The 18761-nt window shown below is 62.4% G+C and carries 13 protein-coding genes and 6 pseudogenes; 7 read left to right on the forward strand and 12 right to left on the reverse strand.

What is annotated here, in order from left to right; genetic code table 11:
* Nucleotides 1–468 precede the first annotated feature (468 nt).
* Both V5B44_RS23325 and V5B44_RS23330 read right to left on the reverse strand, forming a co-directional pair.
* A complete protein-coding gene (locus V5B44_RS23325; protein WP_332361434.1) occupies nt 469–1836 on the reverse strand; it encodes a phosphoribosyltransferase-like protein in 1368 nt (455 codons plus the stop codon).
* Between the two features lie 15 nt (nt 1837–1851).
* Nucleotides 1852–2757: a hypothetical protein gene (locus V5B44_RS23330; protein ID WP_332361435.1), complete on the reverse strand. Its 906-nt coding sequence runs from the start codon at nt 2755–2757 to the stop codon at nt 1852–1854.
* Nucleotides 2758–3258: 501 nt separating this feature from the next.
* Here V5B44_RS23330 and V5B44_RS23335 point away from each other — a divergent pair.
* Nucleotides 3259–4179 (forward strand): annotated as a pseudogene (locus V5B44_RS23335) (ISAs1 family transposase); the annotation flags it as partial.
* A gap of 556 nt (nt 4180–4735) precedes the next feature.
* A pseudogene (locus tag V5B44_RS23340) lies at nt 4736–5251 on the forward strand (reverse transcriptase domain-containing protein); the annotation flags it as partial.
* Nucleotides 5252–5274: 23 nt separating this feature from the next.
* On the opposite strand, the gene V5B44_RS23345 reads toward V5B44_RS23340, so the two are convergent.
* Nucleotides 5275–6636, reverse strand: coding sequence for an IS701 family transposase (locus tag V5B44_RS23345; protein WP_332361447.1), 1362 nt, complete (start codon nt 6634–6636; stop codon nt 5275–5277).
* Nucleotides 6637–6768: 132 nt separating this feature from the next.
* Here V5B44_RS23345 and V5B44_RS23350 point away from each other — a divergent pair.
* Nucleotides 6769–7128, forward strand: a pseudogene (locus V5B44_RS23350) (reverse transcriptase domain-containing protein); the annotation flags it as partial.
* 5 nt (nt 7129–7133) lie between these two features.
* On the opposite strand, the pseudogene V5B44_RS23355 reads toward V5B44_RS23350, so the two are convergent.
* Together V5B44_RS23355 and V5B44_RS23360 are read right to left on the reverse strand one after the other, a co-directional pair.
* A pseudogene (locus V5B44_RS23355) lies at nt 7134–7560 on the reverse strand (LacI family transcriptional regulator); the annotation flags it as partial.
* Nucleotides 7557–8686, reverse strand: a pseudogene (locus V5B44_RS23360) (recombinase family protein); the annotation flags it as partial. The pseudogenes V5B44_RS23360 and V5B44_RS23355, both read right to left, overlap by 4 nt.
* 255 nt (nt 8687–8941) lie before the next feature.
* On the opposite strand from V5B44_RS23360, the gene V5B44_RS23365 reads away from it, so the two are divergent.
* Entirely contained in the window at nt 8942–9799 is an 858-nt protein-coding gene (locus tag V5B44_RS23365; RefSeq protein WP_332344556.1) for an SIR2 family protein, read from the forward strand.
* A gap of 16 nt (nt 9800–9815) precedes the next feature.
* On the opposite strand, the gene draG is transcribed toward V5B44_RS23365, so the two are convergent.
* Together draG and V5B44_RS23375 are read right to left on the reverse strand one after the other, a co-directional pair.
* Nucleotides 9816–10733, reverse strand: a complete 918-nt coding sequence (draG, locus tag V5B44_RS23370) for an ADP-ribosyl-[dinitrogen reductase] hydrolase (RefSeq protein ID WP_332361437.1) — start codon at nt 10731–10733, stop codon at nt 9816–9818.
* A 5-nt stretch (nt 10734–10738) separates the two neighbouring features.
* A pseudogene (locus V5B44_RS23375) lies at nt 10739–11065 on the reverse strand (2Fe-2S iron-sulfur cluster-binding protein); the annotation flags it as partial.
* Between the two features lie 142 nt (nt 11066–11207).
* Between V5B44_RS23375 and V5B44_RS23380 the strand changes: the two are divergent.
* Nucleotides 11208–12560, forward strand: a complete 1353-nt coding sequence (locus V5B44_RS23380; protein ID WP_332357861.1) for an IS701 family transposase — start codon at nt 11208–11210, stop codon at nt 12558–12560.
* Nucleotides 12561–12670: 110 nt separating this feature from the next.
* On the opposite strand, the gene V5B44_RS23385 is transcribed toward V5B44_RS23380, so the two are convergent.
* The 5 genes from V5B44_RS23385 to nifB are packed head-to-tail and all read right to left on the reverse strand — an operon-like array spanning nt 12671 to nt 16540.
* Nucleotides 12671–12958 carry a 2Fe-2S iron-sulfur cluster-binding protein gene (locus V5B44_RS23385; RefSeq protein WP_332361438.1) on the reverse strand — a complete coding sequence of 96 codons (288 nt, stop codon included), beginning with the start codon at nt 12956–12958 and terminating at the stop codon, nt 12671–12673.
* 28 nt (nt 12959–12986) lie between these two features.
* Nucleotides 12987–14261: an FprA family A-type flavoprotein gene (locus tag V5B44_RS23390; protein ID WP_332361439.1), complete on the reverse strand. Its 1275-nt coding sequence runs from the start codon at nt 14259–14261 to the stop codon at nt 12987–12989.
* A complete protein-coding gene (locus V5B44_RS23395; protein ID WP_332361440.1) occupies nt 14239–14730 on the reverse strand; it encodes an ArsC/Spx/MgsR family protein in 492 nt (163 codons plus the stop codon). Before V5B44_RS23395 ends, V5B44_RS23390 begins: the two co-directional genes overlap by 23 nt.
* 3 nt (nt 14731–14733) lie before the next feature.
* On the reverse strand, nt 14734–15012 hold the full coding sequence (locus V5B44_RS23400; protein WP_332361441.1) for a ferredoxin: 279 nt from the start codon (nt 15010–15012) through the stop codon (nt 14734–14736).
* Nucleotides 15013–15022: 10 nt separating this feature from the next.
* Entirely contained in the window at nt 15023–16540 is a 1518-nt protein-coding gene (gene nifB / locus V5B44_RS23405) for a nitrogenase cofactor biosynthesis protein NifB (protein ID WP_332361442.1), read from the reverse strand.
* A 299-nt stretch (nt 16541–16839) separates the two neighbouring features.
* Between nifB and V5B44_RS26905 the strand changes: the two genes are divergently transcribed.
* On the forward strand, nt 16840–17043 hold the full coding sequence (locus V5B44_RS26905) for a hypothetical protein (RefSeq protein ID WP_434735520.1): 204 nt from the start codon (nt 16840–16842) through the stop codon (nt 17041–17043).
* 104 nt (nt 17044–17147) lie between these two features.
* Complete coding sequence (locus V5B44_RS23415) at nt 17148–18548, forward strand: caspase family protein (protein WP_332361443.1); 1401 nt, start codon at nt 17148–17150, stop codon at nt 18546–18548.
* Nucleotides 18549–18761 lie beyond the last annotated feature (213 nt).

Consider the following 18761-nt stretch of genomic DNA (forward strand, 5'->3'; position numbering starts at 1 on the left):
ATCGGGTTGGTCTTTTCTTGCGTACTCCCGCGTGTTTGCGCGGGTTCGTGCGGGTTCCTGTGGACTTCGTCGTTTCCCGCTGGCACCAGGATTTGGCGGTTTCCACTCTCTCCTGGCCGTTTTTCTCTCCGGCCTCGCTGTCCGCTGGAGGCCGAAGTCCACGAGCGTCCCGAATAGCCGCATTGCGAATCAAGGGCTTACGCGTGGACTAATCAAGCGGTTGATTCGTGGCATTGGTGGGCGGTGGGAACAACAACGCCAGTGCACGGAGCTAAGGATCCTGGAAATCTTGCTCGTTGGCGAGCCGCTGCGGGCCAACTTCCGACCTTCATCGTAGTCAGTGCGAGCGCCTGCTTCCATTTCCCGGCCTGAGAAGATGCATCTCGGAGGGTTTCGCTATCTTCTTCCGATACTGCTGGGTTCTCCCCAGAAGTGCTACAGCGTGGTGCTCTGATCCGCTATACGGACTCAGCGGCATGCATGAACAGGGGGGTGCCAATCCAGAGTGGCATTTTTCCAGCGGACCTTGCCGGAGCCCCAGAGCAGCGGAGACGAGGCTTTGGGTACCGAGTGCCCAAAAGCATGGAGCAAGCCAAGGCCGTGCATGCCTAGCCCGCACTTCTGCCTTTTTGTTTCTGACCATTGCGACCAGCCCCGCCGGACGCACATGGCGTTCAGGTAGTTATCGAAAAGCTGCCGTCCGATTTCTCTGCAAAATTCGTTGGCGGAAGACCTTTGCGCGTTGTCGAGGGCCGGGTCGCATTCGAGGCAGGCGACGAGATACGGCTTCACGAATGCGGATGGCGGTCCTTCCTCCCATAGCTTGCCCAGATCGAACTCGCCACTGTCAATGCCGGAGATAAGCTCAACGCCGGCAATCTGCACCCTCTCACTCGCGACTATCTTGACGCCCGACAGGCCCTCGTTTTGCAGGAATCGGCGGACGAGTGACTCCGCGTAGTCAGTCGCGACCCCGTAAGCTAAAGTTAAATCGAGCGTCTTGAGAATATCGGGGTCTATGAGAGGAGGTGTTTTCAGCCGCCCTTCGTCACGGCGGCCGAGTAGGCTCTCGAGTACGCCGATCGCTTCGGTTCCGGACCACAGACCGTCCTCGAACAGGACGAGTTTACTATTGCGCTCCGCCTCAATAGCGGACGCGGGCGACTCGTGGACGCGACCCCGAGCTTGTTTGGTAAGAAGGTTGGCGATAACCTCGCCGCTCTTCCCAGTAGCCCTCCTGTCGCGGTTAACACAGATCGCAGCCTCATCATCCTGACGGAGGCCGAGCAGCATCTTCCCGAGTTGGGCTGAGTCCACCATGCGCAGGTTGCGCAACAACCTTTCGCCAAGCCAGCTAAATCGGCCGAGTCGCCCGAACTGCTGAATCCATCTATCGATCCACTGCCGGTCAATCTGGTAGTGAGCCCAATTTCCGAGAACGCTCGCACTGAATGCGCGCACGCTCAAATTGCATTGGTTTAGCAGTCGTCCAACAACCGGGGTGCCTTGCAGCCGATCCGCCTTGCACAAGGCACGGGCGTTTTCGGACTGGTACTCGTAACCCATCTCTCGAGCCAGGCCGTTCAGGCTGAGATATCTTCCCGCCTCTCTGGTGGCGCACAGAAGAGGCAGGTTGGTAAGTTTGTGGAGCGACCGATTGCTCCTTAGCAGAGCCAAGATATCGTGCTTGGCGCGCTGGCGGTCGACGTCAACCGACATATCTAGCGGAAATACGTCTATCAGGTCTTTGACCGCTTCCGGATGACCGTAAGCGTCGAGCGCCCGCCGAATTTTGTCGGCGTGTTCGAGATCGCACACGATGACTAGCTGGCGCATGAAGCAGGTTCCTGATCAGCGCTGCGCTCTGCGCGTCGCATCAAGGAAGATACCGACGGGGACTTTAAGCTCCCGAAGCTCCGAGTTACCCATCAGATCAATAGCATGATGCAATATGCTTCTAAGCGAGGTCGACTCCAGGTCTAGTGGGCAGTTGCTGCCGGCAGACTTTGAAGTTACAGCCGCCGCCTTTGGGCGGGGCTGCGCGATGATAGGACGCGCCAAGGAGACAATTTCTACGCCCTTGGCGTTAGCGACACCGCGTTCGACAAGCGATTCGAGGAGTTTTTGGGTGACGAACTCAGCCCGTGAGGTTTCCCATTTCTTCAACACGTTCTCAGTCGGTGTGCGAAGGGCACGGAGTTCGGAAATGAACCCTTTGTAGAAATCGTCACCCGCCAAGGCAACCATGAGGGCGGAACGGACTTCTGGCGCATCCTGAATCTCTGCAAACTGGCGCGCGAGGGTCCGGTAGTCGTCCGAACTCGGACGGGTGAGGGGTTGGTAGCCTTCGGGGATAGGTTCGTGAGGCGGGAGGACGAGCACAGCGCCGGAAGGTGCCACGACAAGTTGGTCTGCGACGTTCGGGTTGGCGAATATCTTCCATAGGTCTTGGCCGGCGACCTCGCGAATGCCCGACTGGGAGACTGTTGCCGGTGACCTATCGCCCGGCCCCAAAATGGTGAATAGTAGGTCAAGGGAGGCGCTGTCCGGCCCTTCCAGGCGGACGGCGTCGTGGAGTTCCGCTTGGACGAAACGGCGCATGCCGCCGAATTCGCGGACGGTCTTCGGACGGATCGCCGAGTTGAGCAGTTCGCCTAACTGGGCTCCGAGGATTGTTCTACCGCGGGACATCGCATGAATAGCGAGAACTCGCTGGATATTTGCTATTTCACTTGCGGAAAGGTTCGATGTGCCCATTTCTGACTCCGGCAGCGGATATGAAAATCGCCTCAGGTGGTATCACTTGAGGCGATCTCATTCCGATCTCATTCGGTCTCGGTGAAATGGCTGCGCCGGGGCGGCCGAGTAATCGCGCTCGCGGCGAAAGGGCTGGCTCCCTTCACGCGCCCACAGACCGTTATCGGCCCCGCTGCCGCGGAACTATAGTGGGCTAAGCCTTTGTCGGTCGCTCTTGGCCAAGGCCGTTCCAAGAGAAAGGTCGCCCTTAGCGGACAGAACCCACTATCCGAACGTATGAGATAACGCTGCTACCCAGGAAAATCGTCATGTACGATTACGCCTGTCGGACGGTCTCAAGTATGCAACCAACGCATACGATCGTCAACTGTCTGTGCAGGGCAATCGCATGAATGCCATCGTCGTGAACCCTCCGAAATAATCTTTTACGCTCAACGAGTTACAAAGGGGCTGTTCACAGCCCCTTGATTTGTGTAGTTTTCTGTCTTTTTGGGGTTTTCCATGAGGGCAGAAAGCAAGTTCCGGTTGGTCGACGTCTGGGTGGGCGTGCGCGATCCGAGGCAGAGTACGAAGGTCGAGCACGACCTGATCGAGTTGCTGGTGGTTGCAGTCAGTGCGGTCCTGTCAGGGGCCGACACCTTTGTCGAAATCGAGGCTTGGGCGAAAGAGAAGCTGGAGTGGTTGCGGGAGTATCTGAAACTCGAACAGGGCATCCCCTCGCACGACACCTTTGGCCGGGTCTTTGCGGCGATTGATCCCGACGAATTCGGGGCGGCCTTCGTGCGCTGGGTGGGCCAGGTGTTGCCCGTGCTGGCAAACGGCGACGTGGTGGCCATCGACGGCAAGACCAGTCGTCGGTCGGGAAAGGTGGGCGCCACACCCCTTCACCTGGTCAGCGCCTTTGCGGCCCAAGCGGGTGTGGTGCTCGGGCAGCGCGCGACCGCCAAGAAGTCGAACGAGAAGACCGCCATCCCTGAACTGCTGGCGACCTTGGCACTGCAAGGCAGCATCGTCACCATCGATGCGATGGGCACCCAGCCCAACATTGCGCAGGCCATTCGGGACCGCGGCGCGGACTACCTCCTGGCCGTCAAGGACAATCAGCCCAGGCTGGCCGAATCGATCGACGACTTCTTCGGCGCTTTCGAGGCGGCACCAGCCAAGACGCCCCACCAGTTCCACGAAGTCATCGAGAAGGATCATGGCCGGATCGAAGTGCGTCGCTGCTACGTCTTCAACCAGCTGGACTGTCTGCACGCCCCCGAGCGCTGGCCAGACCTGAAATCGTTTGCGGTGATCACCAGCGAACGGACCATCAGGGGGAAAGCGACTTCGACTGAACGGCGCGTGTATCTCAGTAGCTTGCCACCTGACGCTCAGCGCATGAATCAGAGCGTCCGCCAGCACTGGCGTGTCGAGAGTGTGCCGCAGGCACACAGAAAGGAAGTTCGTAATGGACTGACGAACTGTGTAGAAGCTACACGGAAGATGAGGGTAGGTCCCTCGGGGTCGGCTTTCAGGAGCGGGCCTCAAACCACCCCAAGCTGCTGCGGTCAAGAGCCGTGGTGGTGAGCGTTGGGGTCAAAGCGTCGAGGACGTACCTCGAGCAGGTAAGGATCAGAGAGACGAACGAAAGTGAACCTTCGCTGACGCGTCGTAATCCAGAGACTTGTCGTCAAAACCAGGGGCGTTTCTATCTTCTGGGACAAGCTTGCCGGGCACCTGACTACTGGGCAAGCGGCGGCCGGCGTATAGGAGGCGTGAAGCTGATCCAGGCTTTTGTGTGGAACTGCGGGAACCAGTCGTTCCGATGTCAAGGGAGAAGCACAAGTGGCAGAAACCACGAGGCGAGAGTACCGATGCGGAGCACTGGGACGGACCGACCCGTACGAGCGATGAAGGCTGGTAATGCGGCTGGAGCAAAGGGGTCGGATCAAGCGGTTGCACTTGGCGTTCAACTGGCAACAGGAGGAAACGGATGAGTGCAACAAAACCATTTGCCATTGACAAATGGCTGGTGTACGAAGCGTATCAAGCGGTCAAAGCCAATGCGGGATCGGCAGGGGTGGATAAGGAATCGATCGGCGACTTCGAGAAGGATCTGAAGGGTAACCTGTACAAGATCTGGAACCGGATGTCGTCGGGAAGCTACTTTCCGCCGCCGGTCAAAGCGGTTGCCATTCCCAAGAAGAATGGCGGGGAGCGCATATTGGGTGTTCCAACGGTGGCAGATCGTGTGGCGCAGACGGTTGTCAAGCGGGTGATAGAGCCCGGGATTGAAGCCAAGTTTCTACCGGATTCCTACGGTTATCGGCCCGGAAGGTCGGCGCTGGATGCCGTGGGGGTAACGCGGGAACGATGCTGGAAGTATTCTTGGGTTCTAGAGTTTGATATCAAAGGCCTGTTTGACAACATCGACCATGCATTGCTGGAGAAGGCGCTCGAGAAGCACGTGGAGTGTGAATGGGCCATGCTGTATATCAGGCGCTGGCTAATTCTACTTTGTCAGATTGTCTTTCAATCTAATGCTGAGAGCATGGCGGCTTGCTTTCTGTAGGCGGATTCCATGGCTTTGTGCCGCCGTCGATGCCTATCGATGATGGATGCCGCGAGGTCTTCGTCGGTGACGATCTTGGTAGGCAGCCGATGGCGCATGATCTCTATCAAGTCACGGCAGGAGAGCAGTTCAGCCGTCTCGCGATGGGCCAGGCGCTCCTTGGCCAGGAACATGGTGGCGATCATGACCAGGGCCATGTGATGGTGCCACGCCTGCCAGCGGCGGACCTGATACTCGGCCATGCCGCAGGCGCTCTTGGCCTCTCGGAAGGACTGCTCGACGAAATGGCGCGCTCCCTGCATTTCCGCCAAGCGGCGCAAAGACGCCCTGGGCTTGGCATTGGACAGGCCGAATTTGAGTTTCGTCCCATCGAGTTCCCGTCGTACCAGGAGATGCCAACGGCTCGCCGACGGCGCCTCGCCGTCCCAGACCCACACCCGCTGGGTGAGATAGTCGGCCATCACCTCGCCCTTCTCGCCGTCACGGATCGACAGACGCCCCCAGGCGGATGCCGACTGCGTGGCTGCCCACGCGGCCACCGTCATGGGCACCGCCGTGGTCCGCAGCCGACGGGGCGCTCGACCCTTCGACGAACGACGAGCCGCCACCGCGGGTGCGGGATCCTGGAGATAGATCGCCTGATCCGAATGCACCTCAGCGAAGAAGATCTCTCCCTCGACATCCAGTTCCCCGAGCAGCCAGGGCAAGTGCCCGTAGCCGCCATCAAAGGCGACGAAAGAGAAGTGCAAGCCTTCCCGCCTCAGGCGAATTACCATGTCCAGAGCGATCTCGCCCTTGGTGCGGAACGTCTGCGCCTCCTCAGGCACCCCCACCGCCTCGCAACGTGTCGTATCTTTGGCCCACTTCTCCGGCAGATACAAGTCGGCATCCACCACGCTTGCTACGCCATCGCGCGTCACCGCCGCGAAGACGCCCACCTGACAGTTATCGACCTTCCCCAAGCGACCGTTCCACTGCCGCGCCACGCCCGCGGACATGTTTCCCTTCTTCCCGAACGCGCTCTCGTCCAGGAGTAGAGCGCTGGGATAGCCGAAGTGGGCGTTGGCATCGACCACCAGTTGCCGACGCACCGCGCGCCGATCCCAATTGGATTCGCTAAGCATATGATGCAGTGGCTGATAGCGGCTGTCGGATACGGTTTCCGCCATGCACTCCAGGTTACGGCGCGAACTCTGGAACAGCCCGTGCAGATACCGGCGCGCGGTGTCTTCTACCGAACGGGTCCGGCTTCGAAAGCAATGGAGATAGGGCGCGAAGTGCGAATCGAAGTGCTCGAGTGCCGAAGCGACCAGCGAAGATATGCTATCGACGTAATGGAGTTGACATTGTCATTTACAACTCCATGAATAGATTAAACAATCACGACGTATGGCATTCTAGCACATGACAAACGCAGATCACAGGAAGGCGAATACGAATCTGACAAAGTAGAACTAACTGCGCCGCTGCAACAGGCGGACGGAACCCGGGTAGAACGTACCCGGGGGACACCGCAAGGCGGCGTCGTCAGTCCGGTGTTGGCCAACCTGTTCCTTCACTACACGTTTGACGTCTGGATGACGAAACACTATCCGGACAACCCCTGGTGCCGGTATGCGGATGATGGGTTGGTCCATTGTCGGACCGAGCAGGAGGCGCAGGCCCTGATGGCGGCGCTCGATGCAAGGTTTGCGCAATGCGCCCTGCAGATGCATCCGGACAAGACCAAGATCGTGTACTGCAAAGACGGTAGTCGCAAGGGGAGGTATCCGGTCACGCAGTTTGATTTCCTCGGATATACCTTCCGGCCAAGGGTGGCACCAATCCGCTCCCGCTGCTCCTCCCACAACACCGGCGGACTGATCGCAAGCTCATGCACGGTGACGTGAGCTGAGGCAAGGTCTCATCCAGGATGGCCGCCACGATGTCGGGCGCGAGCGTGGTCAGGTTGAGCATGCGGCACATGTAGCTGTTGTCGATCTTCTCGCGGGCGGCGAGTTCGGTGATGGATTTGGCTTCGCCCGATTCGAGCATCGCCAGCCAGCGATGGCCCCGGGCCAGCGCCAGTTGCATCGGCGTGGCGGCCACATCCCAGGGCCTGGGCTGGCGGCCTCACCGTTCGGCAGGGTGACCAGTTTCCGCCCGCTGCGGCGCTTGATCTGAATCGGCACCGACAGGGTCAGCCTGCCGTCGCTGGCGGCGATGACATCCGGCGCCCCGGTCTTGCGGATCCGAACCCCGTTCATGCCAGAGCCTCCTGCCGCCGTTCGGCCGGCTCCGGACGCAGATCCAGCACCACCCGTTCGATGCCATTGGCGCGCAGGCGCACTTCCAGATCGGTGGGCGAAACGATCACCTTCTCGACCAGCAGTCGGACGATGCGGGTCTGCTCGGCCGGGAACAACTGGTCCCAGATCGCATCGAGGCGCGTCATGGCGACGGTGACCTTGGCCTCGTCCAGGGTCGGATCCAGTTTGCTCGCCTGCGACAGCAGGTCGCCGAGCAGCGCCGGGGCGCGCAGGATTCCTCGCAGTTGTTCGAGCACCGCCGATTCCAGTTCTGCCGCCGGCAAGCGTGGCAGACCGGACGCGCCCGCCTGCTCCTTGGTATCGCGCATCGGGATGTAATACCGGTAGCGGCGCCCGTTGCTCTTCTTCGTCGAGTGCCAGGGCGACAGGGCGCGCCCGTCGTTGCCGAACACGATGCCCTTGAGCAGGAAGGGCACGACCGCCTGGGTGGCGCCGCCGCGCACCCGGCAGTTGGTGGCGAGGATCGCGTGCACGCGGTCCCACAACTCGCGTTCGATGATCGGCGGGTGCGCCGCCGGAACCACTGCTCCTTGTGCCGCAACTCGCCGAGGTAGGTGCGGTTGTTCAGCAGCTTGTAGATCATCCCCTTGTCGATCGGCCTGCCCTCGCGGACCTTGCCGTCCTGCGTGGTCCAGGCCTTCGAGGTGACGCCGTCCAGTTTCAGCTCATTGAACAGGGCGGTGCTGGAACCGAGTTCGACGAAGCGCTGGAAGATGTGCCGGATGAGTTTGGCCTCGCGCTCGTTGGGCACCAGTCGCCGGTTCTCGACGTCGTAGCCCAGCGGCGGCACGCCGCCCATCCACATGCCCTTGGCCTTGCTGGCGGCGATCTTGTCGCGGATGCGTTCGCCGGTGACCTCGCGCTCGAACTGCGCGAAGGACAGCAGGATGTTGAGCATCAGCCGGCCCATCGAGGTCGTGGTGTTGAACTGCTGGGTCACCGAGACGAACGAGACGCCGTAGCGTTCGAAGACTTCGACCATCTTGGAGAAGTCCGCCAGGCTGCGCGTCAGGCGATCGATCTTGTAGATCACGACCACGTCGATCTTGCCGGCCTCGATGTCATTTTCCCGCAAACAATCACTTGGCGGTATTTGTGTCGAACTCGGGTGGGCCGCTCTTCTCCTTCTTCCTGGTTCTTGCGCAGCCTACCTCGAGGCAAAAGGCACGACCTTTTGCCTCGGATCCGAACTGATGACGGCTTTGTCGCGAAACCGACAACCGGATTGCCAGCGGGGCCCGGACAACCCGTCGTCAAGGGATGTCCGGGCCGGCGCGCTTCTTGCGTGGACAGGATGAATTCACGCGGAGTATGCACAATGCCGACAATGACCCTCACCGACCTCCTCGAACCATGGCAAGCTGGCCTGGCCGACGGCAGTATCGTTCCCTACCTAGGGCCGGGCGTGCTCGCCGATGTCGCTTCGCTGGCCGACGGCCGCAGCATGCCCGCGACCAGCGAGCAACTGATCCTGGCAATGAACGGCGGCCGGCCGATGGCGCCGAAGCAGATGTACGAGTTCCCCCGGGCGGCGATGAATGTCGAACTCAAGCGCGGCAGGAGCGCCGTGACGCGCTTCCTCGACAGCACTTACGGTGCCACACGCTGGACACGGGCGGCGCTGCATGACTGGCTGGCGACCGTCCGGCCGCCCTACGTCATCGACATCAACCGCGATACGCAGTTGCTCGAGTCGTATGCCGGGACGCCACACCTGCTGATCCTCGGCTGCGCACGGCTCGGCGGCACCGACTATCGCTTCCGGCTGCATGTCTCGGATGGCCACAGCTACCGCGCCATCTTGCCCGCGGAGGCCGACGCGACGCTGCCGGTGCTCTTCAAGCCGATGGGGGCGCCGCTGCCACAGCCGAGCTACATTGCCTCTGACGCCGACTATGTGGATTACATCACCGAGCTGATGGGCGGCTTTGCCGTGCCATCGTTCGTCAAGGCGCATCGCCGCGGCCGGCGTTATCTCCTGCTCGGCATGCGACTGAATCGCGACACCGAGCGCATGGTCCTCGCCGACCTGATCCATGATGCCGCTGTCGAGCCCGCCGGCTGGGCGTTGATCGCCGAGCCAAACGACAAGGAGCGTCGTTTCTGCAAGCGCATCGGTATCGAGATCGTCGAGGCCGACGCGCTGGCGCTGCTGGCCGAGGCCGTGCCGGGCTGATTCGCTCGGCGACCCGTCAAGCGGTGACTGGCAGCAGGGAGCGCGCCTGCGCGCGACAGCGGCTGGCGACGCCGGGGTCGAGGGCGTTGAGCCAGCGTTTCGGAATGGCCTGCGGCCCGTACAGCGCGCCCGCGAGAATGCCGGCGATGGCACCGGTCGTATCGGCGTCGCCGCCGCGATTGACGACATCGACCAGGCAGTCCTCAAAACCGTCGCTGTCGTCCAGCCCCTGCAACACCGCCTGCAGCGTCTCGACGACCCAGCCGCTTGGGTTCTCGCGGCGAGGGCGGTCGCGGAACGACAGTTCGGGATGTACCGCCAGCAATGAGCCCAGGTGGTGGCTGAGGGTCTCCGGCAGCGAACAACCGCGCAGCAGATCCTGTACGGCCAGGGTCAGAAATTGGCAGACCGCGTCCGACACGGCGTTGTTGTGCGTGACGTGCGCCTGCGCCTGCACGGCCGCGCTCACGGCGGCTGGCGACTGGCCGAGGGTCGCCAGGGCCACCGGCAACACGCGCATGGCGGCACCATTGCCGGCGTCGTGATCCGACGACGGCGCGACCGGCACGCCGGTCTGGCGAAAGGTGAGCAGGTTGCGGCGGACGGTATTACCGATATCGACCGGCTTGCGCCGCATCCAGGCATCGAAGGCCTCGGCGCAGGCGAGCGGCATGACGCTGCCGCCGTTGGCCAGGATGGCATCGCCGAGAGCCAACGACATGCCCGTGTCGTCGGTCACCTGGCCTGGCCTGAGCTTGAGCCAGCCGCCACCGACGATCTCGCGATGCACGCCGAAGTGATGAACGATTTCGCGTGGCGTCATGAATTCGACCGTGGCGCCCAGCGCGTCGCCCAGCGCCAGGCCCAGATAGGCGGCCTCGGCCCGTGCCAGCAGCGCCCGGGAAACACTGGCCTGCGCGCTGGCTGGCGCCACCAGTGTCACCGGCTTGGGTACTCGACCAGGATGTCCTCGTCGCGGACGATGTACTGGCAGGCGAGCCGCCATTCGGTTGGCGGCAGATCGTCGACGTACATCTGTTCGATCTGCGCCTGCTTGATCTTGCCCATCTCCTTGAGGACAGCGACCTCGCGCACGTTGAGCGGACCACCCATGTGGCCGTACTTGTTGTGACTGCTCTTGTCGACGCTGCTGACCTTGACCAGGCAGGTGCCGCACTCGCCGTCACCACAGGAAAAGTCGATCGGGACATGGTTCTCCTTGGCGAGCTTCAGAATGGTCTGGGTGTGGCTGCCGGCAACGGCATAGTTCTACTTTGTCAGATTCGTATTCGCCTTCCTGTGATCTGCGTTTGTCATGTGCTAGAATGCCATACGTCGTGATTGTTTAATCTATTCATGGAGTTGTAAATGACAATGTCAACTCCATTACGTCGATAGCATATCTTCGCTGGTCGCTTCGGCACTCGAGCACTTCGATTCGCACTTCGCGCCCTATCTCCATTGCTTTCGAAGCCGGACCCGTTCGGTAGAAGACACCGCGCGCCGGTATCTGCACGGGCTGTTCCAGAGTTCGCGCCGTAACCTGGAGTGCATGGCGGAAACCGTATCCGACAGCCGCTATCAGCCACTGCATCATATGCTTAGCGAATCCAATTGGGATCGGCGCGCGGTGCGTCGGCAACTGGTGGTCGATGCCAACGCCCACTTCGGCTATCCCAGCGCTCTACTCCTGGACGAGAGCGCGTTCGGGAAGAAGGGAAACATGTCCGCGGGCGTGGCGCGGCAGTGGAACGGTCGCTTGGGGAAGGTCGATAACTGTCAGGTGGGCGTCTTCGCGGCGGTGACGCGCGATGGCGTAGCAAGCGTGGTGGATGCCGACTTGTATCTGCCGGAGAAGTGGGCCAAAGATACGACACGTTGCGAGGCGGTGGGGGTGCCTGAGGAGGCGCAGACGTTCCGCACCAAGGGCGAGATCGCTCTGGACATGGTAATTCGCCTGAGGCGGGAAGGCTTGCACTTCTCTTTCGTCGCCTTTGATGGCGGCTACGGGCACTTGCCCTGGCTGCTCGGGGAACTGGATGTCGAGGGAGAGATCTTCTTCGCTGAGGTGCATTCGGATCAGGCGATCTATCTCCAGGATCCCGCACCCGCGGTGGCGGCTCGTCGTTCGTCGAAGGGTCGAGCGCCCCGTCGGCTGCGGACCACGGCGGTGCCCATGACGGTGGCCGCGTGGGCAGCCACGCAGTCGGCATCCGCCTGGGGGCGTCTGTCGATCCGTGACGGCGAGAAGGGCGAGGTGATGGCCGACTATCTCACCCAGCGGGTGTGGGTCTGGGACGGCGAGGCGCCGTTGGCGAGCCGTTGGCATCTCCTGGTACGACGGGAACTCGATGGGACGAAACTCAAATTCGGCCTGTCCAATGCCAAGCCCAGGGCGTCTTTGCGCCGCTTGGCGGAAATGCAGGGAGCGCGCCATTTCGTCGAGCAGTCCTTCCGAGAGGCCAAGAGCGCCTGCGGCATGGCCGAGTATCAGGTCCGCCGCTGGCAGGCGTGGCACCATCACATGGCCCTGGTCATGATCGCCACCATGTTCCTGGCCAAGGAGCGCCTGGCCCATCGCGAGACGGCTGAACTGCTCTCCTGCCGTGACTTGATAGAGATCATGCGCCATCGGCTGCCTACCAAGATCGTCACCGACGAAGACCTCGCGGCATCCATCATCGATAGGCATCGACGGCGGCACAAAGCCATGGAATCCGCCTACAGAAAGCAAGCCGCCATGCTCTCAGCATTAGATTGAAAGACAATCTGACAAAGTAGAAATAGATGGTCTTGTCCTTGTGCATCGGACTGGAGAAGGTGATGTTTGGCATGCTGGGCTCCTGGTAAATGGAAGGGGTGGGTGAAGACTCAAGCGGGCTGGACGACGATGCTGCCGCCGAGGACCTGCGCCTGGCAGGCCAGCCGGTGACGGCGTGGCGCGAGGTTGTCCTTGAGCACCTGATCTTCCAGTACGGACGGTGCAGCAAGGTGTTCATGACGGGAAACAATCCTGGTCAGGCAGGTGCAGCATTCGCCTTCGCGGCAGCCGTAGGTGATGCCCGCGCCGACCTTTTCCGAGACCTCGATCAGGCGGGTGCCTGCCGGTACGGTGACGGTGACGCCGATATCCTGAAAGGTGATGCTGGCCTTGGGCATGCGGTTTTCTCCGGTAAGTAAGGGGGAATCAGGCGAGTTGGGCGAGGTCGATGGTTCGCGGCGTCGCACGACCGAGGAGGTGCAGCGCGATCTCGCGGCCGAGATCGCGGCAGGCAGTAAAGTCATCGGCGGTCGGTGTCAGGCGTGCCCTGACGCCGGGCACGGGCACGCGCAGCTTCAGGCGGCGCAGACGGTCTTCGATCATCGGCACCGCTTCGCCGCTCCAGCCGTAGGAACCGAAAGCGGCGCCAAGCTTGCCCTTGACATCGACCATCGTCAGCGACGAGAGCAGATCCCAGACTGGCTTGACCGCGTCGCCGTTGATTGTCGGGCTGCCGAAGAGCAGCGCGTCTGCTTCCTCGATCAGGTCGACGAAAGGCTGCGCGTCGCCACCTTCGAGGTCGTAGAGGGAGACGCGCACCTCACCAGCTGCGCTCGAAGCCGACTCGGCACCCGCCGCCACGGCTTCAGCCATCCGGCGCGTGGCGCCATAAGCCGAAATATAGAAGACCAGCAGCGTCCTGGTGTTGGCACAGCGCAGACTGCTTGCCGAGAGCGCACGATAGCGAGACACGTAGTCGCGCGGATTCTGGCGCAGGATCGGGCCGTGCCCCGGGGCAATGATCCGCAGCGGCAGCGGTTCGATCAGGTCGAGGGCGCTGTGCACGTAGGTGCGGAAGGGGCGCATGATGTGCGCGTAGTAGTACTCGAAGGAAAAGCGGAAGTCGCCGACGGCATCGTTGAACAGGCGGGTATCGCAATAGTGGCAACCGAGAAAATCAGCCGAGAAGAGGACGCCCTCTGCCGCCAGCCAGGTGCATTGGGTGTCTGGCCAGTGCAGATAGGGCGTGTTGAGGAACGCGAGTTGCCGATCGCCGAGATCGGCGCAATCGCCGGTGCCGACGAAAGTGATCCGCCCCGCCAGATCGGCCGGATCGAAGAGCCCCTTCAGCATCAGGCGGGCCTGCGGCGAGACCAGCAGCGTCGCGCCGGGCGCGCGCCGCAGCAATTCCGGCAAGGCGCCGGAATGGTCAGGCTCGAGGTGATTGAGGACGATGGTGGTGATCTCGTCGTAATCGGCGATCGACTCCAGACGGCGAAAGAAGGTCTCGGAAAAGTTGAGTTTGACCGTGTCGATCACCGCCACGCCGTGACTGCCGCGCACGACATAGGCGTTGTAGCTCGTACCGTTGGCGGTACGCAGGATGATGTCGAAGCTGCGCAGGTCGGGGTCGAAGGCGCCGATCCAGTGAACCCCGGCGGCGACGGGCACCGCTTGGTCAAGGTCGGCCGTGGGGCGCATTGGCTGGTTGCTCGTCGAAGCTGCACGGACAGGCGACGCCACCTGCCGTCTGCACAGGGGACTTGCGTTCCTCGGCGCGATCGCGCCGGCAGGCTTCGAGGTCGCCGGCAGGAATTGCGCGCAGACCGATCCAGGCATCGATTGTCGCGACATCGAAACCCACCCGCCGCTCTTCGCCGACCTGCAACAGCGGCCGCCGGATGAGCAGGGGATTGTGCCGCAACAGGGCCAGCGCGCTGAGCTCATCGAGCTGGTGAGGCACGAGGATCCCCGACTTGATCGCCGGCGCGGCAGGGTTGAACCATTGCGCCACCGGCAGGTCGGCGAGGAACTCCAGCAGACGCACATTGCTCCAGAATAGCTCGCGCAGATCGCGGACCACCAGTTGGTGACCGGAGGCGCGCAGCAAGGCCTTCTGGCGGGCGTTGCCCGCGCAGCCGGCCTTCTCGTAGAAAATGACTTCGGCCATGGTTCAGCGCGCCGCAATCTCGGCCTGTGCCGCTGCCCAGCGCGCCGGCGGGATGCCGGTCAGCGAACCCGGCGGGTTCAGTGCTTCACCGAGTTCGTTGATGATCGCTCCTTCGATCGGACAGATGCTGGCGCACTGCGCCTCGGCAAAGTCGCCGCTGCATTCGGTGCATTTATCTGCTTCGATCAGAAAGTGCGGTGTCGCCTCGTGGATTGCCTGGTTCGGACAGAGCGGTTGACACGCCCAGCAATTGACGCAGCTGTCGACGATTTCCAGGGCCATGATCTGCTCCTCAGGCGCGTCTTGCGGCGGATTGCCCGACCGCCAGCCTGCCGGCGGCGAGCATCTCGTTCCACACCGCCATGACGGCTTCCTCGATCGGCTGCATGGCGTACTCGCCGTTCGGCTGGATTCCCGCTGCCTCAAGCTGCCCCCAGGGTTCGTAGCCGATGCGCGAGCAGAGCACGACTTCGCAGTCGGCAAGCGCCCGGATCGTTTCGACCAGCACCACCTCGGCATCGCCACAGGTCTCGTCACCCGCGCAATAGGACGCTGCCCGGCGGTGGCCGACCAGACGGGCGCCAGCGGCCGAGGCTTCGTACACCAGGAACTCCCTGGCGTGACCGAAGTGCACGGCGACCAGCCCGTTTTTCGCCGCCACCGCCATCAGAACCGAGCGGCCGACCGCGGGCGCCGGTTTTGCCACCTGTGGCTGGAACTTGATCACCTGCGGTGCTGCCGAGGCAGCCGGCGCGTGCGCCCTGGCCCGCTTCGCCGCCAGCTCGGCCGCGATCTGCGTCCGCAGCTCGGCACGCACGACCATCGCCGCCTCGTAATCGACCTCCATGCCCTCGATCTTGTCGAGCGTGAACTCGGCGCCGCGATCCTGGCCGAGCAGGCCGACCGCATCGGCACGACATTGACGGCAGTGGCGCATCATGTTCATGTCGCCTGCGCAGGCATCCTGCAGGGCCTTGAGTTCGGCCGGCTGCGGGCTGCGCTGGCCCATCACGCCGTAGAAGGTGCCGTGCCCGGCCTCGGCGATCAGCGGCATGACGTTGTGCAGGAAGGCTCCCTTGACCTTGACGATCTTCGACACCTCAGGCAGATGGGCATCATTGACGCCGGGAATCAGCACCGAGTTCACCTTGACCAGGATTCCCCGGGCGCTGAGCATCTCCAGCCCTTTCTGCTGCTGCCCGATGAGGATCGCCGCCGCCTCGCGGCCGTAGACGCGCCGGTTCTTCCAGAATATCCACGGGTAGATCCTGGCGCCGATCTCCGGGTCCACGCAGTTGATGGTGATGGTGACGTGGTCGATGTTGTAGCGGGCCAGCTCCTCGACGTAGTCGGGCAAGACGAGACCGTTGGTTGACACGCAGAGCTTGATATCCGGTGCCTTCAGCGCCAGCTGCCGAAAGGTCTCGAAGGTCCGCTCGGGATTGGCCAGCGGATCGCCGGGGCCGGCGATGCCGAGCACGCTCATCTGCGGGATCGCCGCCGCCACCGCCAGGGTCTTGCGGACCGCCTGGTCCGGTGTCAGCAGTTCGGAGACAACACCCGGCCGCGACTCGTTGGCACAGTCGTACTTGCGGTTGCAGTAGTGACACTGGATGTTGCAGGCGGGCGCCACGGCGACGTGCATGCGTGCGAAGTAGTGGTGGGCGTCCTCCGAATAACAGGGGTGATCCTGCACCCGGGCGCGGATGGCGTCCGACAGACCGTCCATCTGCCGGGCCGTGGCGCCGCAACTATCGGCGCTGCAGCCAGCGGCTGCAGCGGGCGAGGGTTCGATGACAGGCAGATCCATGGCGAGCTTCCCTTGGGCATTTTCGGGTTGGAGGCACCTGGAATACAGCAACTGCCGTGCCAGCCCCGCTGATTCAACCAAGTCGCTGAAAAGTATGGGATGTTCACGCTCGCTTGCGATGTTGCAAAAGCGACAATGGCGGATTGACGACTGGCTGCCGTCACGACTTTCTCATCGCACACACTCGCGCATTCGTGCACGGGCCGGGGTGTCTGTCCCGCTGGCAACAGCCGGCGAATGGTCGCAACCGCCGCCCATCTGGCCGACCACGTTTTCCGCGACTGCGGGTTCGCCAGTGGGTGCTGTCGGCTCCCACGCGGCTGCGCTACTACCTGCAACACGATCCCGCGATCGAGACGCTGGCGCTGCGCATTTTCCTGAGCGTCGTGGAACAAGCCTTGCGCCGCGCCTGCCCGGCTGTGGGTGCCGATTCCCGGATCGACGCGGGTGCCTTCATCTGCCGCATCGTGACCATGGGGTGCTGGAACAACCCTGGAGATTGACGCTGCCTGGTGGGCGCTCATATACTCAGTCACGGATGACCGTTGCGCTCGGCCAGCCAGGACCAATTGCAGCAGCGACACGACAAGCATCGCATTCAGACACCATGCCTTCCACCTTTTTTCCGGCCTTATCGTCGCACCTGTGGCGGGCGCTCGTCCTGGCGCTGGCTTGCGCCTTGTTGGCTGCCGCCGCCAACGCCCGGGGACAGCGCATAGCCCTGGTGATCGGCAACGGCAATTACCAGCAGCCTGACCTGCCGAAACTGGCCAACCCGACCAACGACGCCGAAGACATAGCCAAGGCGCTGCGCGGTTTCGGCTTTGACGTCATCGAGCGCAAGAACCAGACGCTCGAAGGGATGAACCAGGCTATCGCCGAGTTCGGCAGCAAGATCGGCGGCAGCGAAGCCGCGCTCTTCTACTATGCCGGGCACGGCATCCAGGTCAAGAACCAGAACTACCTGATACCGGTTAATGCCCGGATTGAAAGCGAAGCCTCGGTACCGTACCAGGGCGTCAACCTCAATCTGGTTCTCGACGAGATGGACAACGGCAAGAGCGGTGCCAACATCGTGATGCTCGACGCCTGCCGCAACAATCCGATCACCGGCAAATTCCGCTCCGGCCAGTCGCGCGGGCTGGCCAGCCCAGGCAGCGCGCCCAAGGGCACCGTGATTGTCTATGCGACCGACCCCGGCAACGTCGCCTCCGACGGCACCGGGCGCAACGGCCTATTCACGGCCGGGTTGCTGACCGCCTTCAAGGGCAAGGATCTGACCCTGGACGGCGTTCTGACGACCGCCAGTGCCGAAGTCGAAAAGGCCAGCGGGCAAACCCAGACCCCCTACGTCAACGGCCCGAAGACGCTGCAAAAGAGCTTCCATTTTCAGGTCACGGTCGAACCCGGTCGAGGAGAAATCGAAAAGACCTTCTGGGCCAGCATCGAGCGCAGCAACGATGCCGCGGACTTCGAAGCCTACCTGCAGAAATACCCGAACGGTAGCTACAAGGCGCTGGCCGAAAACCGGCTGAAAAAGCTCAAGGCCGACCAGCAGGCACCCGCTGCCCCTTCATCCACTGCGCCACCCACCGCATCCGCGACCGGGTCATCCACGGCCTTCGACGGGCGCTGGGCGATCACGCTCATCTGCGAGGATGTTGGCGAGGGCGGCAAGGTAGCCAAGGGCTACACCTTCAACTTCTTCAGCGACGTCAAGGAAGGGCGGCTGACTGGGCAAAAAGGGGAACCCGGGACAGCGGGATCCCCTCACCCCTGGTCGGCGTCATCAAGGCGGACGGAGCGGCCGAGATCAACGCCAACGGCCTCACCTCAAACCCGGACTATGCGGTGGGCCACGCCCGCCCAAGCTCGCCGTACTCGTACCGCATGCGCGGCACCTTCACGCCGACGAACGGCAAGGCAACGCGGATCGAACTCCGGCCCTGCGAAGCCACTTTCTTCAAGAATTGACGCGTTTTCCTCGACGCACGGACGGGGTTTCTGACCCGAGGAAATTCTTGGGGCCTGCCATGCCAACGGCCACAAGTTGCTGGAAGGGTTCGGCGGGCAACAAGGAGACCAACGGTCACCGCAATGCCGCCGGCGTCAGCTGCCGATCACACCTTTCAACCCGGTGTAGACCGACAGCACTGTCGTCGCTGCGGCGGTCAAGGCACCGCCGAGTTCGTTGAATTTCTTGACCACCGCCTGGAACTGC

The organism is Candidatus Accumulibacter necessarius (assembly GCF_036625085.1).

Excerpts from the sequence above, each read along its gene's own strand:
- V5B44_RS23415 (WP_332361443.1), top strand. The coding sequence starts at position 17,148 with ATGCCTTCCACCTTTTTTCCGGCCTTATCGTCGCACCTGTGGCGGGCG.
- V5B44_RS23395 (WP_332361440.1), bottom strand. The coding sequence starts at position 14,730 with ATGGCCGAAGTCATTTTCTACGAGAAGGCCGGCTGCGCGGGCAACGCC.
- V5B44_RS23365 (WP_332344556.1), top strand. The coding sequence starts at position 8,942 with ATGCCGACAATGACCCTCACCGACCTCCTCGAACCATGGCAAGCTGGC.
- nifB (WP_332361442.1), bottom strand. The coding sequence starts at position 16,540 with ATGGATCTGCCTGTCATCGAACCCTCGCCCGCTGCAGCCGCTGGCTGC.
- V5B44_RS23400 (WP_332361441.1), bottom strand. The coding sequence starts at position 15,012 with ATGGCCCTGGAAATCGTCGACAGCTGCGTCAATTGCTGGGCGTGTCAA.
- V5B44_RS23390 (WP_332361439.1), bottom strand. The coding sequence starts at position 14,261 with ATGCGCCCCACGGCCGACCTTGACCAAGCGGTGCCCGTCGCCGCCGGG.
- V5B44_RS23385 (WP_332361438.1), bottom strand. The coding sequence starts at position 12,958 with ATGCCCAAGGCCAGCATCACCTTTCAGGATATCGGCGTCACCGTCACC.
- V5B44_RS23325 (WP_332361434.1), bottom strand. The coding sequence starts at position 1,836 with ATGCGCCAGCTAGTCATCGTGTGCGATCTCGAACACGCCGACAAAATT.
- V5B44_RS23330 (WP_332361435.1), bottom strand. The coding sequence starts at position 2,757 with ATGGGCACATCGAACCTTTCCGCAAGTGAAATAGCAAATATCCAGCGA.